We start from the raw sequence: 15,222 nt of genomic DNA, 5'->3' as shown, positions 1-15,222 counted from the left end.
CACGCCTGCCTACAGGATCGGGTGGTTCTCCGGCACCCGCACGAGGTCCGGCACGTACTCGTCGGCCTCGGTCGCCTCGAAGCGGACCTGCGCCCCGGCGTACCAGAATCGCCCGTCGGCGTTCCCGTTCAGCTTGTACGTCAAGCCGTCGCCGTACAAGACCGCCTCACGGCCGTTGGAGAGCGGCACCAGCGTCGCGACCGGTTCACCCGTGCCGGCGTGCCAGACCCGCAGGACGTTGTCGTCGCCGCTGGTGAGCAGGTGCCGCCCGTCCGGGGACAGTGACAGCGACGTGATCCAGCCCGCGTGGGCGAGCCACTCGCACAGCACGGCGTGGGTGTTCGGGTCCCAGATCCGCACCATGCCGTCGGTTCCGGCCGAGACGATCTGGTGCTCCCACGCGTTCCAGGCCACCGCCGTCACCGAACCGGCGTGGGCCTCCCACGCGGCGATCTCGGTGCCGCCGTCGGCGGAGTGCAGCCGCAGCATCCGCGCCGAATCGCCGGTGAGGACGAGGGTCTCGGTCACGCACAGCGCCCAGACCGTGTGGTCCATCGTGGACTTCCGCCACACCGTCCGGCCGCCCTCGACGTTCCAGCAGCCCATCGCCCCGGCCAGCCCGGCGGCGAACACGCGGTGCCCGTCGAGGGACCACACGACGTCGCGGACCCGGCCGCCCAAACGCCAGCGGTGCAACGGATCCCGGCGCGCGCGATCCCAGACGTGCACGTACTCGTCGTCGCTGCCGGTCGCCAGGAGGGCGCCGTCCGGCGACCAGCGGACCGCCCGGACCCAGGCTCCGCCGGCCCACGAGGGCTCCGGCTTGAGGGTGTTCTGCCACAACGCGATCACGCCGTCGTTGCCGCCGGTGGCGAGCTTCGTGCCGTCGCCGCCCCAGTCGGCGGCCAGGATCGCCTGCGGATACTGGCGGCGCTTGTGGGTCGTGCCGCCGCTGCGGAGATCCCAGATGCGCAGTTCACCGCGTTCGCTGCCGGAGACGATGTGGGTGCCGTCGGGCGACCAGGACGCGGTCCGGATCCAGTCCGGGCGCGCCGCCGTGGCGCCTTCGGCCTTGTCCCGGCGCTGCCACACATGGCGGTTCTGTTCGTCGAGATTCCACACGCGGATCCCGTCGGCGCCTCCGGAGGTGACCAGTCTCGTGCCGTCCGCGGACATCGACAGTGAGCGCACCGCCGACCGAATCGTCGGCGAACTGTGCTCGACGTGCCCGGCGTCGCGCAGCCGCCAGGTGTGCCACTTGTGGACCCAGCCGTCGTCGCCGCCGGAGAACAGGCCGGTGCCGTCCGGCGTCCATGCCAGCGCTCGCACGGCGGCGCGGTGGGCGTGGGCGGTGTCCTGACTGAGGAAGCGGGAGCCCGACCAGGTCTCGACGGTCCCGTCGCCGTGTCCGGAGGCGAGCAGGCGCCCGTCGGGGGACCAGGCGAGGACCTTGACGTCGCTGAGCGCCTCGCAGCGGGCGAGGGGTTCGGCGTCGCCGGGTTTGAGGACGACGATCGTGTTGTCGCCGCCGACGGCGAGGTGCGCGCCGTCGGGTGACCAGGTCATGGCGCGGACCCTCGGCAGGGGACGGACGACGTGAACGGCGTCGAGTGAGTCCGCGGAGCGGATCGACACCGTCCCCTGTGGACCGGCGGTGGCCAGGCGGTTCGGCTGCGGCGACCACGCCACGGCCGTCACGGGACCGCCGTCGTTCCAGCGGATCAGGACTTCGCCGACGAGCGCGTCGGAGACCGATGAGCCGTCTCCGCCCGCGAGGACGTGGTGCCCGTCGGGGGACCAGCTCAGCGCGCGGACCGGGCCGGTCAGGGCCTTCCACTGCCGGATGGGCGTGCCGATCTCCAGGTCCCACAGGTGCAGCCAGCCGTGCTTGTCGGCGGAGACCACGAGCCCGCCGCTCGGGTCGATCGCGGCGACCTCGCCCACCTTGGACGGCCGGAACTGCACCGACAGGGGCGTGTTCGGCGTCGCGGCCCCGGTCGTGTCGGCCTTGGCGAGCGCGGCCGGATCGACGGTGGCGCCGAGCAGCGAGGCCCGTCGCAGGATCGTCCGGTCGAGCAGGGTGCGGGACAGGTCGGCGCCGTTGAGGTTCGCGCCGGTCGCGTCGGCCTCGACGAGACTGGCGTCGGTGAGTTTGGCGCCGACGAACTGTGCCCCGGTGAGCCGGACCCGTGTGAAGCGCACGCCGGTCAGGTCGTTGCCGCACATGTCGGCGTTGTCCATGAGCGCGTCGGTGAAGTCCTGTCCGGTGAGCTGCTGGGCGCGCAGGTCGTAGAGGCGCAGGTCGGCGCCGAGGTAGCGGGTCGTCAGGTCGTGCGGGTCGGCGTCGGAGGGATCGCCGTCGGCGAGCTGGGGCCGGTTCATCGGCGGCCGTCGCCCGACGAAGCGTTGCAGGGCGAGGGCGTTGTCCTGGGCGATGGCGGTCGGGGTGGCGATGCCGGTGAGGCCGTCGATCCAGGCCCACACGGCGACGCGTCCGTTGATCTCGCAAAGGAAGTGGGCCGTCTGGCTGGTGACCCGGTGCAGCGACAGGGGAGCGGCCGGGCCGTGTTCGGGGAGCGGGGAGAGTGCCTTGGCGACGAGCCATTCGCGGATGGAGCGGTGGATGAAGCCGAGTTCGCCGTCCTCGTGGCGGACGAGGAGGCTGCCGGCGCCGAGCTGGTGGACGCGGACGTCGGCTTCGGGCCGTGGGCCGCCGCCGGTGTCGCCGTCCAATTGGGACAGTGCGGCCGCGGCGAGGCCGAGGTCGTCGATGGTGGCGTGTTCGCGGTCGGTGCGCCACAGGTGCAGTGCGAGGGTCCGCACGGCCTGCCAGAGTTCGGTCGCGTTGAGGGGCGGGACCTGGCTGCGCGTGGTGAGCCGGTTGACCTCGCCGGTGATCCACTGGTCGAGGACCTGCTGGTAGAGGTCGGCGCCGGTGAGGTGTCCCTCGCTGGCGCGTTTGGCCTGTAGGAGGCGTTCCTCGTCGATCTCGGCGATGAAGGACAGCATGCGCGGGTTGCGCGCCACCTCGGGCAGTTGACCAAGGCCGCCGAGTAGTTCGATGCGGCGGCGGGCGTCGGACGGCGTGCCGAGCAGGCGGGTGAGGAACTCCTCGATCTGGGCGCTGGAGAACTCCGCGATCCGCAGTGCCCGGCGTCCTTCGGTGACCGCGCTGGTGCCGCCGAGGGCGTCGAGGACCGCGGAGTTCGACAGGAACTCCACATCCCGTGCGGTGACGACGATCTTGGCGAGCCGTTCGGCTTTCGAGCCGATCTCGCGCAGGTGCCCGATGGCGCGCTCGTAGCTCGACTGGGCGGTGAGTTCGTCGAGTCCGTCGAGGAGCAGGGCGATGCGGCCTTCTTTGAGCAGGTAGTTGAAGCGGGTCGGGTTGAGCCGTTCTTCTCCGGCCCTGGTCAGGTAGGCGGCGACGACCTCGTCGATCTCGGGCAGCCGGTCCAGATCCCGTACCGGGAGGTAGATCGGCGTGACCGGCGAGTCCACATGGGACAGTTCGCGGGCGAGGGTCCGCAGGAAGAAGGTCTTACCCGACCCCGCCGCGCCCAGCACCACGATGAGGTGCCCGTAGGGCTCGCGCAGCCACCCGGCGACCCGTTCGGGAAGGCCCTGCCGGTCGGTGTCGCTGTCGCGGCCGAGCTCGTCGACGGGTATCCCGCGTGGTCCGAGTTCCTGGAAGCCCTGGGGGATGTAGAGCTGTGGTGGGTAGCGGCGGTCGCCGGCGAGGTCGACTTCCTGCCAGGCGACGAAGCGGCGGGGGTCCCAGCCGCGCTGGAAGCGCTGGAAGCTCTCGACGTGGATGCCGAGGCGTTGCGCGTAGGAGACGACGGTGGCCTCGGCGAGCTGCCCGAAGTAGACCAGGCGGGCCGGTGGGGGGTTGCCGGGGCTGCGGAACAGGTCGATGACCTCGGTGCGGAAGCGGTCGAGGTCGTCGCGGTCGGGTGGCGCGGACAGGACGCCGATCAGGTATTCCCCGGCCGGTTCGAGGCCGTCGCCGAAGTCGTGGCGCCGGATGGCGCGCAGGTAGGCGAAACCGTTGGCGTCGTCGGGTTCGTGGGACACGAACAGCGCGTCGGGGTCCCGCAGCTCGCTGGCCTCCAGGACCAGCCGAAGGTTCTCGGTCAGCCGCGACGGCGGCTTCGGGTCGCTCGTGGAAGGCGGTGGGGGTGGTGCCTGGGTGGCGGTGCGCCGGGTGAGCCGCAGGCGCCAGTCGTCGCCGTCGGGGTCGATCCCGGTGTCACCGACGAAGCGCTCACCGCCGTCGCGGCGGCGGGCGTAGACGTCGATGCCGTCGGGTTCGATGTGTATGAGGTGGTAGCGGTCGCGGCCGGTGACGGTCAGGACGGGCGTCGGTCCGCCGTGGTCTAAAGGCGGGACGCGGGCGTCGATCTCACCGGCGAGGATCAGGTCGGTGCCGGCCTGCAGGAGACGGGCCACCCGCTGGATCTCCGGGTCGCGCGACGGAGGCGCGGCCAGCAGCGCGTGATGGCTGACCACGATGTGCGGTGCCACGCGCGCTTCCTGGGACTGGGCGGTGATCCAGCGCAGCTGGGCCTCACCGTAGACGCCTTCGCAGGCGTTCGGGAGGTGGCTGAGACCGTAGGTCGAGTTCAGCGCGGTGACCGCGACGGACGGATGCGCCAGGGCGAGCGCCGACCACGGTTCGGCCCGTGACAGCGGACGGCCGGTGAGTTTCTCCAGGAGCGCCGAATAGGGCGCCCACTTCTCCCAGTACGGGGCTATCGGCTCCTCGTCGTACTCCTCACAGCGCGCGAAATAGGCCTCGCACAGTCGCGTGTTCACGTCGGTGCGACCCGGGACGAGGACGATCCGGTCGGGCGCCAGGTCGAGGGTCTCGGCGATGCGTGCGAGGAAGAGTTCGGCGACGCCGAACTCCGGGGGACGCCCGCCTTCGGTGAGGTCCCCGCCGACGACGAGCAGGTTCGGGCGCAGCCGGTGTTCGTGTTCGAGCCGCGCGAGGTCGGTCAGGATCGCCTCGGCCAGGAGGGACGCGGTGGTCCGGTCGTGCCGGGTGAACCGGGTCCCGCCGAGCTGGAGGATCGTGGGATGGCGGGCGCCCGGGGACGGCCGCTCCTGGACGTGGGAACGCCCGGCGCGCAGGCGATGCAGCACCGCGATGTCGATGCACTCGGCGGCCGAGGCGCCTTCTTCGAGGGTGGCGGCGCGCAGGACGCCGACGACCTCACCGGTCGACTGCCGCCACACCGGTCCGCCGCTGAACCCGGGCACGACCCGGTAGGCGCCGCCGCGGTTCTGGTCGATCTGGAGACGGCCGAGACCGGCCTGCCCGACGAGGAGACCGCGGACGTGCTGCAGACCATGCGTCGAGGGGCCGCACATCTGCACGTCTATTCCGCTGTCGGCCCGATCGGCCAGGGCGAGGGGATCCAGACCGTCGGTGACGCCCGGCGGGAGTGTCAGGATCGCCAGGTCGGCGTCACCGGGACCGTCGGAACGGAACCACGCGCCGACCGTGGCGGTCACGTCTCCTTTGCCCGCTGCGAAAGGGAAGCGCACCCGCAGTGGAGCGTCGGGCGGGGAACGGTCCGAACGCTTCCGCCCGATCGCGGTGTTGACCACGTGCGCGCAGGTCACCAGTTCCCTCGGCCCGATGAGGAACCCGAGCCCGGTCTGGCGACCGTCCACATTCAGCACGATGGCGACCGCATGTTCCGGTGGCCGCATCCGCACCCTCCCGCCACTGTCGGTGAGTGTCATTGATACCAAACGCTACGTGGAAACAGTACGGGTGTCACCTGTGGAGCAGGTAGTCCCCGGTGGGGCGTGACGGACGAGGCTTCGCGGCCTCGGCGGGGTACCCGACGGCGACGGCGCCCATCGGTTCCCAGTCGCCGGGGAGATCGAGGATCCCGCGCACCACGTCCGGACAGAACAATGTGGACGATACCCAGCACGAGCCCACGCCGTCGGCGGCCAGTGCGACCAGGAAGTTCTCGACACCGGCGCCCATCGCGACGTGGAACATGGTGCGTTCGGCGTCGGCGCGACGCTCGTCGAGGTAGTCGTGCGCGGCGTCGCGCACCAGGCAGGGGATCACCAGTTCCGTCGCCCGCCAGAGGATCCCGCCGCGGGCCACGCGCCGGGTGATGGACTCTTCAGTGAACCCGTCACCGCGCAGATCGGCGGTCCACGCCTCCCGCATCGCCGTCAGCAGCGACTCGCGAAGGTCCACCGAGGACACGTGCACGAAACGCCACGGCACGCTGTGATGGGGCGCGGGAGCGGTCAGCGCGGCGGCCACCGCCCGCTCGATCACGGCCGGATCGACCGCCTCACCGGTGAAGTCGCGCACCGACCGGCGCAGCGACACCGCCTCGCGGTGCCCTTCCCGGCGGGCCTCGTCGGCGCCCAGGCCGAACATGTCCTCGGCGGCCGGCCGCACCAGCGCGGCGGCTCCGGGACCGTCCTCCTCGGTCACCCACTCGCCGAGCCCGCGCACGATCGCGACGGGAACGCCGGAAGTCTTGCCCTTCACCAGATCCGCCGCCCCGGCCAGCTCGTCGGCGATGGCGGGCGCGGTCACGGTCAGCTTGTTGCCGTAGGGATCCAGCTCACCGCCGTAGGCGCGCATCGGCGCCAGGCCGGCGGCGCCGATCGCCACGTCGGTCTGCCCGAGCCGCCAGGCCCGCCCGAGCGTGTCGGTGACCAGAACGGCGACGGTGACGCCGAAACGCTCGCGCAGTTCGTGGCGAAGCTCGCGGGCGGAGACGTCCGGATCCACCGGGAGCAGCACGATCGTGCCGGGCTCCACATTGGACGCGTCGACGCCCGCGGCGGCCAGCACCAGACCGTGGCGGGTCCGCACGATCCGCGTCGGCCCGCGCCGGGCGACCAGCCCGGCCGACTCGGCGTCGATCGCGGCCTCCCGGTCGCCAACGGTGACCCGGCCCTCGGCCTTGCTGACGATCTTGCTGGTCACGGCGAGGACGTCGCCGTCGGCCAGATCCGGTGCCGCGGCGGCGATCAGCGCGGCCAGGTCGTCGCCCTCGCCGACCTCGCCGATCCCGTGCACCGGCAGGATTTCGAGCGTCACGACAGGCCCGCCAGGTCGACGGCGTCGCGCACGATCGCGGCGGTGGCCGCGGTGTCGGACATCCACAAGGGACGTGAACGGACCGGGACGCCCTCGACGGTCGTGTCGGCGTCGGTCTCGTCGACGAGCCAGCCGTCGAGCAGGTCCGATCCGTAGATCGCGCCGACCGCGCCGGCGCTCACCTCCACATCGATCGCGGCGAGGCACTTGTCGGCCATGCCCCGGACCGGTGCGCCGCCGATGATCGGCGAGACCCCCACGACCGGCGCCGAAGCCGCCACCATCGCCTCGCGAATGCCCGGCACGGCCAGGATCGGCGCGATCGACACGACCGGATTGCTCGGCGCCAGCAGGATCAGGTCGGCCGACGCGATCGCGTCGAGGACGCCCGCCCCCGGCCTCGCCTCGGCCGCGCCGGTGAACACGAAGCGCTCGGCCGGGATCTGCCCGCGATGCCGCACCCACCACTCCTGGAAGTGGATCGCCTGTCCGCCCGTCACGACGTGCGTCTCGACGCGGTCGTCGCTCATCGGCAGGAGCCGAACACCGGGTTTCCAGCGGTCGCAGAGCGCCGCGGTGACCGTCGAGAGCGGATTGCCCGCAGCGAGCATGCGCGTGCGGACCAGGTGCGTGGCGACGTCCTTGTCGCCGAGACCGAACCACGTCGGCTCCGCGCCGTAGGCGGCCAGTTCCTCTTTGACGACCCAGGATTCACCCGTGCGGCCCCAGCCGCGCTCGGCGTCGGCGCCACCGCCGAGGGTGTACATGACGCTGTCGAGATCCGGGCAGATCCGCAGGCCGTGCATGGTGACGTCGTCCCCGGTGTTGACCACCGCGGTCACCTCGACCCCGAGTTCGCGGACTCCCTGAAGGAACCTCGCGCCGCCGATTCCGCCCGCCAGCACCACAACATGCATGCGCATAGTCTCGCCGACCCCCGACCCGAAGGGGATACGGGGTTGGTGTGGACCGATAGGCTCAGCGCTACCACAGGTCTCGCCGAGGAGGAATCGTGACAACCCAGACAACCGATACCGCCGATAAGGACACGGCGGCGGTGTCTACGAAACCGTTGCGTCCGATAATCGCCATCGCACTGATCGCGGCCTCCGGTCTGTTCATCTTGCTCGACCTCATCAGGGTGTTCCTGGCCGACTCCTTCTCGTCGGGGGCCAGCGGCGCGCAGATCAGCGGCAGCACCGTCGTGCTCGTCGGTCCCGTGCTCGCCGTTCTCCTGCTGAGCCACGTGAAGCCGGTGCAGGCCGAGTCGAAGACGTTCGCTCTGGTCGCGCTGATCGAGTACGGACTGGTGCTGCTGCTCGACCTGATCTTCCTGGTCGTGCGGATCATCGAGACCGGTTCGTCGGCCGACGCCGGCGAACTGATCGTCGGTGTCCTCGGGCACCTGACCAGCATGGCCCTGATCGGTGTCGCGCTGTTCGTCGTGCTGAAGGTGTACCTGCACTTCCAGCCGCCGAAGCCGGTCGCGCCGCAGTACGGGTACGGGCAGCAGCCGTACGGACAGCAGCCCTACGGGCAGCAGCAGCCGTACGGACAGCAGCCGCAGCAGGGGCAGCCGCCGGCGTACGGCCAGCCGCAGCAGCCGCAGCAGGGTCAGCCCCAGCAGGGTCAGCCGCAGCAGCCGTACGGGCAGCCGCAGCCGCCGGCGTACGGGCAGCCCCAGCCGCCGCAGCAGCAGTACGGTGGTGGGGACGACCAGGCGACGCAGATGTTCCCGCAGCAGCCGCCTCAGGCGCCGCAGCAGCCGCAGCAGCCGCAGTACGGGGCTGAGGCGACGCAGATGATCGGGCAGCCGCAGCAGCCGCAGCAGAACCCCTACGGCCAGCCGCCGGTTTCCGGCCCGCCCGCGCCGACGTCGGGCGTCCCGGCACCGACGTCCGGTGCCCCCGCCGCCCCGCAGGGCAACCCCCAGCCGCCGCAGCCGCCGGCCTGGGGCCAGCCGGACGACGAGCACACGCAGGTCATCGGCAAGCCGAACCCGCCGCAGCAGCCGGGGGCGTAGCCGCCGGTCCGCGAGGGTTGGAGCTCGGGTTCAGGTACGAGAAACCCCGGTCGCTTGGCGGCCGGGGTTTTCTTTGTGGGTGGGGGGCTTGCCGCCGGCTGCTCGCTCTGGGACTCGGGTCCCGCGGCTCGTGTGGTGTCCCGGACTGTTGCCGGAGGCGCGCAGGGAGATGACCCGCCGGAACGCTCGTGCCGCCCCGCCGGGACCGAGCACCGTGATGTCGCCGCCCGGGCCACTGCGGGAGGCCGTGCGGGAAGGTGACGCCGGAACGCCCATGCCGCCCCGCCGGGACCGAGCACCGTGATGTCGCCGCCCGGGCCACTGCGGGAGGCCGTGCGGGAAGGTGACGCCGGAACGCTCGTGCCGCCCCGCCGGGACCGGAAGCCCCACCGTGTCGCCGCCCGACGTGCGGGTGGAGACGATGCGGCGGACGGCACCCAGGCCCGGTTCCAGCTCGTGCCCACGCCTGTTCGCCGAGCCGGGGGGCGTGAGCGGAGGCGGACGGCCGGTCGTCTGTCTCACTCCCGCCCCACCCACCCCACCAAACCCCCCGACACCCGAGTGCACTACTGTCCGTTATCGGTCGGTGCCAACACGTCGCAGCGTGCTTTGTGCTGAGCAAAATCTGCTAATTCGACTGCCCGAACGGGTCTATTACCAGGTTCTGCTTGACGAAGGACGGATGACACGCGTGTAATTCATCAAAGGGGTGTGACGGAAACCCGTCGCAGTGGACCGTCGTCACTCTCGGCGGTTCCGGCAACAGCGGGGGGTTGGCGCCAATTACCGCCGATAGGTGAGCGAGGAGGCGTACATAATGGACGGCCACGACATCCTGGCCGACCTGCTGGGAAGCGTCCCCGAGTGGCAGGAGCGCGCGTTGTGCGCGCAGACCGACCCGGAGGCGTTCTTCCCGGAGAAGGGGGGCTCGACACGTGAGGCCAAACGAATCTGCTCGCGCTGCGAGGTGACGACCGAATGCCTTGAGTACGCGATGCAGCACGATGAACGTTTCGGTATCTGGGGTGGCATGTCGGAACGGGAACGGCGAAAGATCAAAAGGCGCGCCAATGAGGTACGACTCGCCGCCGCGGCCGCTGCGGCGCAGTCCACCGCGCCGGTCATGCAGGTCGTGACCCCGGCACCGGTACTGGAAACCGAACAGACGCCCCAGGCGGCGTGACCGAGATCCACCGGGGTGGCTCGGCCGCTACTCCGGCGGGTCGAAGTCCGACGGGTCGATGCCCAGCAGATTGGCGACCTGCTCGGTGAGCACGTCCTTGATCAGGGCGGCCAGCTCGTCTCCGTCACCGCGCAGCTCAAGGGGCCTGCGGTACAGCACGATCCGCGGCAGCGCCCCCGCGGTTCCCGGCTGCGCAGGCAACAGACGCGCCAAGGGGACCTGCCCGTCCTCCAGCACGTCGGTGTCGTACACGTTGAACTCGCCGGGCACGTCCTCGACGGCGAACTCGACCTCGCGCAACCGCCGCGCGGCCTTGCGATGCTCATCGGTATCGCGGCCGACGAGGTGCCGCTCCAACTGATCGACCGCCGACAGCACCAACTCGTCGAAGGTCTCGGCTCGCGTGCGGGCCATGGGCACCGACGCGGGCACCAGGCGACCACGCAGCCCACGGCCGCGCCGGTCGCGGTGCCCGCGTCGCGCGGGTCGGGGTCCTCGGGTCATGTCGCAAGACTAGATCCGGCGCCTTCGGCGGCCTTACACGGCGCCCGCTCGGCGTGTCGGACCGATATCGGATGCGGCCGCGGAGCACGGGGCGATACCGTTCGGGCCGTGAGGTCACATCGGTTGTGTTCCCGGAACGGCTGCCGCGAAGCGGCGGTCGCCACCTTGACGTACATCTATGTGGACTCCACCGCGGTGGTCGGTCCGCTCGCCACCTCCGATGAGCCCCACTCCTATGACCTGTGCGAGGCGCACGCCACCCGGCTGACCGCCCCCCTGGGCTGGGATCTCGTCCGCCACGAAGGCGAGTACGCGACCCCCGAACCGAGCACCGACGACCTCGTCGCGCTCGCCGAGGCCGTCCGCGAAGCCGCCCGCCCGCGCGACGAGACGCCCCCGGAGCTCCCCTTCCCCGACGCGCCCGCGCGCGCGTCGGCCTCGGCGCCCCCACCGCCCCCTCCACCGCAGGCGCCGCCCTCCCGCGACGCCAACACCGGACGCCGGGGCCACCTGCGCATCGTCGACGACCGCTGACCCGCGCCCCCGACCTGCGCCGACGCTCGCTTCGGCCCGTGCCCGCCCGCCGGGCACCGGCACCCGCGCTCACCCCTCGCGGCCAGGCAAGGGAGGATGTCTGTGGTCATCCACGCGACACAGGAGGGGCACCAGTGCCGGATCTGGCCAGCATCGTCAAGGCTTACGACATCCGGGGCACCGTCCCCGGCCAGTTCGACGAGGCGGCGGCCGCCGCCCTCGGCACGGGCTTCGCGGACCTCGTCCGCGGCCACGGCGCCACCAAGGTCGCCGTCGCCCACGACATGCGCGACACCGGCCCGGGCCTCGCGCGGGCCTTCGCCGGTGCGATCACCCGCGCGGGCATCGACGTCGTCTTCGCCGGACTCTGCTCCACCGACGAGCTCTACTTCATCTCCGGGAGCCTCGACGTCCCCGGCGCGATGTTCACCGCGAGCCACAACCCCGCCGAGTACAACGGCATCAAGACCTGCCTGGCCGGCGCCCGGCCCGTCAGCCTCGACACCGGCGGCGCCGACATCCGCGACCGCGCCCAGGCGATCCTCGACGGCGCCGAGCCCACCACCGCCGACACCCCCGGCACCCTCACCGAACGCGACTTCCTCGCCGACTACGTCGCGCACCTGCGCACCCTCGTCGACCTGTCGGGCATCCGCCCCCTGACCGTCGCCGTCGACGCCGGCAACGGCATGGGCGGCCACACCGTCCCCACCGCCTTCGAGGACCTGCCCTTCACCGTCGTCCCGATGTACTTCGAACTCGACGGCACCTTCCCCAACCACGAGGCCAACCCCCTCGAACCCAAGAACCTCGTCGACCTGCAGAAGAAGGTCGTCGAAGTCGGCGCCGACATCGGCCTCGCCTTCGACGGCGACGCCGACCGCTGCTTCGTCATCGACGAGAACGGCGACCCCGTCTCGCCCTCGGCGATCACCGCACTCGTCGCCGTCCGCGAACTGGCCCGCGACCCCGGCGCCACGATCATCCACAACCTGATCACCTCGCGCGCGGTCCCCGAGATCGTCACCGAGAACGGCGGCGCCCCCGTCCGCACTCGCGTCGGCCACTCCTTCATCAAGGCCGAAATGGCCCGCACCAACGCCATCTTCGGCGGCGAGCACTCCGCGCACTACTACTTCCGCGACTTCTGGTTCGCCGACACCGGCCTGCTCGCCGCGATGCACACCCTCGCCGCCCTCGGCGGCAGCGACAAGCCCCTCTCGGAGCTCGCCGCCGACTACGAGCGCTACGTCGCCTCCGGCGAGATCAACTCCACGGTCGACGACCAGGCCGCGCGCCTCGCCGCCGTCGAGGAGGCCTTCGCCGGCGAGAAGATCGACCACCTCGACGGGCTCACCATCACCATGACCGACGGAGCCTGGGCCAACCTGCGCGCGTCGAACACCGAGCCACTGCTGCGTCTCAACGTCGAAGCGTCGACCCCCGAGCGCATGGAGCGTCTCCGCGACGCGGTGCTGGCCATCGTCCGCGGCTGAACACGAACCACAGGTTTAAGGAGCCATAGTGACACTCGACGCGAAACTTCTTGAGGTCCTCGCCTGCCCGGACGAGCACCACGCGCCACTGACCTATGACGCCGACGCGCAGACGCTGACCTGCACCGAGTGCGCACGGGTCTTCCCGATCCGCGACGGAATCCCCGTCCTGCTCCTCGACGAGGCCGTGGCCGGCCCGAAGAACCCCGGAGACGCCGCGTGAGCAAGCGCATGGACGACGGCACCGCCGGAGTCACCGGCCAGTGCCGGGTCGACGAGGACCGCCTCGGCTCGGCCGAGGCCATCGCCGCCGGCGACCCCGGCGACGCGCTGCGCGCGCTCGCCTCCGCCGGACCGCAGCTCCGGGAGGCCGCCTCCCTGGCGGCCGAGGCGAACCTGGTGTCGCTCGCCGACGAGGGCCGCCCCCGCGCGGTCGTCGTCGCCGGCGTCGGCACCGCCGCCCGCACCGGCGACATCCTCTCGACGGTCGCCGGACCCCGCGCGCCCGTCCCGGTCGTGGCCCACCGCAGCGCCGGCATCCCCGGCTGGGTCGGCGCCGCCGACGTGGTCATCGCCGTGTCGGCGTCCGGCCGCAGCCCCGAGGCGCTCGCCGCCGCCGAGGCCGCCGCCCGCCGCGGCGCCCGCCTCGTCGCGATCGGCGCGCCAGACACCGAACTGCAGGCCGTCGCCGAGCGCGCCCGCGCGCCCTACATCCCGGTCCCGCGCCGGGCACCGGCCCGCATGAGCCTGTGGGCGCTGACGATCCCGGTCCTGATGGCCGCGAAGTCCTTCGGGCTGATCCGCCTCAACGAGGCCGACATCGCCGAGACCGCCGCACGTCTCGACGCCGACGCCGAACGCTGCAAGCCCGGCGCCGAGCCCTTCGTCAACCCGGCCAAATCGCTCGCCCTCGACCTGGCCAACTCCATCCCGGTCGTGTGGGGTTCGTCTCCGCTCGCCGGTGTGGCCGCCCGCCGTTTCGGCGACATGCTCGCCGCCAACGCCCGCTACCCGGTGCTCGCCGGTGAGCTCGGCGAGGCCGGCCGCGGCCGGGTCGGCCTCCTCGACGGGGTGTTCGGCACCCTCGCCGAGCAGGACCGCGACATCTTCGCCGACCCCGAGGACGAGCCGGAGTCGACGCGGCTGCGGATCGTGCTGCTGCGCGACGACGGCCTCGACGGTGACGAGTCGGGCACGCCGAAGGACTCCAAGCGGGCCGACGCCGTGGTCGAACTGACCGGGCGCCGTGGCATACGATGCGACGTCATCAACGCCGAGGGAGCCTCGGCGCTGGAGCGGCTCGCGTCGCTGGTCGCCGTGCCCGACTTCGCGTCGGTGTACCTGGCGCTCGCGCACGGGCTGGACCCGATGTCGGTGCCCGCCGTGTCGGAGATGAAGGAACTGAGCAACGTCATGGAGGACAACACGTGAGCGCTGGCGGCGGCACCAAGGCCATCGTGGCCGCACTTGGTGCGAATGCTGGGATCGCGGTCACCAAGTTCGTCGCGTTCGCACTCACCGGCTCCTCGTCGATGCTGGCCGAGGGCATTCACTCGGTCGCCGACTCCGGTAACCAGGCGCTGCTGCTCGTCGGCGGCAAGCGCGCGACGCGCAAGGCGACGCCCCAACACCCCTTCGGCTTCGGTCGTGAACGCTACATCTACGCGTTCATCGTCTCGATCGTGCTGTTCAGCGTCGGTGGACTGTTCGCGGTCTACGAGGGCTATCACAAGATCACCGAGACGCTGGACGGTCACCCCAACGACCTCCTCGCGTCGAAGTGGTGGTGGGTGCCGCTGGTGGTGCTGACCATCGCGATCGCGCTGGAGACCTACTCGTTCCGGACCGCGATCGTGGAGTCCAACGCGGTGCGCGGCAAGTCCTCGTGGAAGTCCTTCGTGCGCAACGCGAAGGCGCCCGAGCTGCCGGTCGTGCTGCTGGAGGACCTGGCGGCGCTGGTCGGTCTGGTCCTGGCGCTGTTCGGTGTCGGGCTGACGCTGGTGACCGAGAACGGGATCTACGACGGCATCTTCACCGTTGCGATCGGTGTGCTGCTGGTCATCGTCGCGATCATCCTGGCGCTGGAGACGAAGAGTCTCCTGCTCGGCGAGTCGGCGACCGACGAGCACGTCAAGGCCATCGAGAACGCCCTGGTCGGCGAAGAGGTCGACCACATCATTCACATGAAGACCCTGCACCTCGGGCCCGAGGAACTCATGGTCGCCGCGAAGATCGCGGTACGCCATGACGAGACGGCCGCCGAGATCGCACGCGGGATCGACAAGGCGGAGGCGCGCGTGCGCGCCGCCGTGCCGATCGCGCGAGTCATCTACCTCGAACCGGACATCGATCGGGCGGACGCCGCCGCCAAGTAGTCCGTTCACCCCTTGGA

Annotated in this window: 10 protein-coding genes and 1 pseudogene; 7 read left to right on the top strand and 4 right to left on the bottom strand. The window is 71.4% G+C overall.

All coding sequences use genetic code 11. From position 1 onward, the window contains the following. Nucleotides 1-9 precede the first annotated feature (9 nt). From HNR73_RS20920 to cofD, 3 genes are all read right to left on the bottom strand, one after another. Nucleotides 10-5,721 (bottom strand): pentapeptide repeat-containing protein, encoded by a 5,712-nt coding sequence (locus tag HNR73_RS20920; protein ID WP_221331053.1) that lies wholly within the window; start codon nucleotides 5,719-5,721, stop codon nucleotides 10-12. Nucleotides 5,722-5,788: 67 nt separating this feature from the next. Next, nucleotides 5,789-7,090 carry a coenzyme F420-0:L-glutamate ligase gene (locus tag HNR73_RS20915; protein WP_203686011.1) on the bottom strand — a complete coding sequence of 434 codons (1,302 nt, stop codon included), beginning with the start codon at nucleotides 7,088-7,090 and terminating at the stop codon, nucleotides 5,789-5,791. Next, entirely contained in the window at nucleotides 7,087-8,007 is a 921-nt protein-coding gene (gene cofD / locus HNR73_RS20910) for a 2-phospho-L-lactate transferase (protein ID WP_184789257.1), read from the bottom strand. Before cofD ends, HNR73_RS20915 begins: the two co-directional genes overlap by 4 nt. Nucleotides 8,008-8,102: 95 nt before the next feature. Here cofD and HNR73_RS20905 point away from each other — a divergent pair, with 95 nt between their 5' ends. Next, on the top strand, nucleotides 8,103-9,113 hold the full coding sequence (locus HNR73_RS20905; protein WP_184789256.1) for a hypothetical protein: 1,011 nt from the start codon (nucleotides 8,103-8,105) through the stop codon (nucleotides 9,111-9,113). Between the two features lie 817 nt (nucleotides 9,114-9,930). Continuing rightward, nucleotides 9,931-10,182: pseudogene (locus tag HNR73_RS20900) on the top strand (WhiB family transcriptional regulator); the annotation flags it as partial. Nucleotides 10,183-10,323: 141 nt separating this feature from the next. Here HNR73_RS20900 and HNR73_RS20895 read toward each other — a convergent pair. Further along, nucleotides 10,324-10,800 carry a metallopeptidase family protein gene (locus HNR73_RS20895; RefSeq protein ID WP_184789254.1) on the bottom strand — a complete coding sequence of 159 codons (477 nt, stop codon included), beginning with the start codon at nucleotides 10,798-10,800 and terminating at the stop codon, nucleotides 10,324-10,326. A gap of 108 nt (nucleotides 10,801-10,908) precedes the next feature. Here HNR73_RS20895 and HNR73_RS20890 point away from each other — a divergent pair, with 108 nt between their 5' ends. The 5 genes from HNR73_RS20890 (at nucleotide 10,909) to HNR73_RS20870 (ending at nucleotide 15,205) form a co-directional block, all read left to right on the top strand. Further along, complete coding sequence (locus HNR73_RS20890; protein ID WP_184789253.1) at nucleotides 10,909-11,334, top strand: DUF3499 domain-containing protein; 426 nt, start codon at nucleotides 10,909-10,911, stop codon at nucleotides 11,332-11,334. Between the two features lie 134 nt (nucleotides 11,335-11,468). Continuing rightward, nucleotides 11,469-12,830 (top strand): phosphomannomutase/phosphoglucomutase, encoded by a 1,362-nt coding sequence (locus HNR73_RS20885; RefSeq protein ID WP_184789252.1) that lies wholly within the window; start codon nucleotides 11,469-11,471, stop codon nucleotides 12,828-12,830. Nucleotides 12,831-12,858: 28 nt separating this feature from the next. Continuing rightward, nucleotides 12,859-13,053, top strand: a complete 195-nt coding sequence (locus HNR73_RS20880; RefSeq protein ID WP_184789251.1) for a Trm112 family protein — start codon at nucleotides 12,859-12,861, stop codon at nucleotides 13,051-13,053. Between the two features lie 8 nt (nucleotides 13,054-13,061). Then, entirely contained in the window at nucleotides 13,062-14,261 is a 1,200-nt protein-coding gene (locus HNR73_RS20875) for an SIS domain-containing protein (RefSeq protein ID WP_184789525.1), read from the top strand. Continuing rightward, nucleotides 14,258-15,205 carry a cation diffusion facilitator family transporter gene (locus HNR73_RS20870; RefSeq protein ID WP_184789250.1) on the top strand — a complete coding sequence of 316 codons (948 nt, stop codon included), beginning with the start codon at nucleotides 14,258-14,260 and terminating at the stop codon, nucleotides 15,203-15,205. Before HNR73_RS20875 ends, HNR73_RS20870 begins: the two co-directional genes overlap by 4 nt. Nucleotides 15,206-15,222 lie beyond the last annotated feature (17 nt).

It is taken from the genome of Phytomonospora endophytica, assembly GCF_014202425.1.
In the GTDB taxonomy this organism is placed as follows: domain Bacteria; phylum Actinomycetota; class Actinomycetes; order Mycobacteriales; family Micromonosporaceae; genus Phytomonospora; species Phytomonospora endophytica.
The sequence above is the reverse complement of the archived record's forward strand: the minus strand, read 5'-3'. Positions and strand labels throughout refer to the sequence as shown.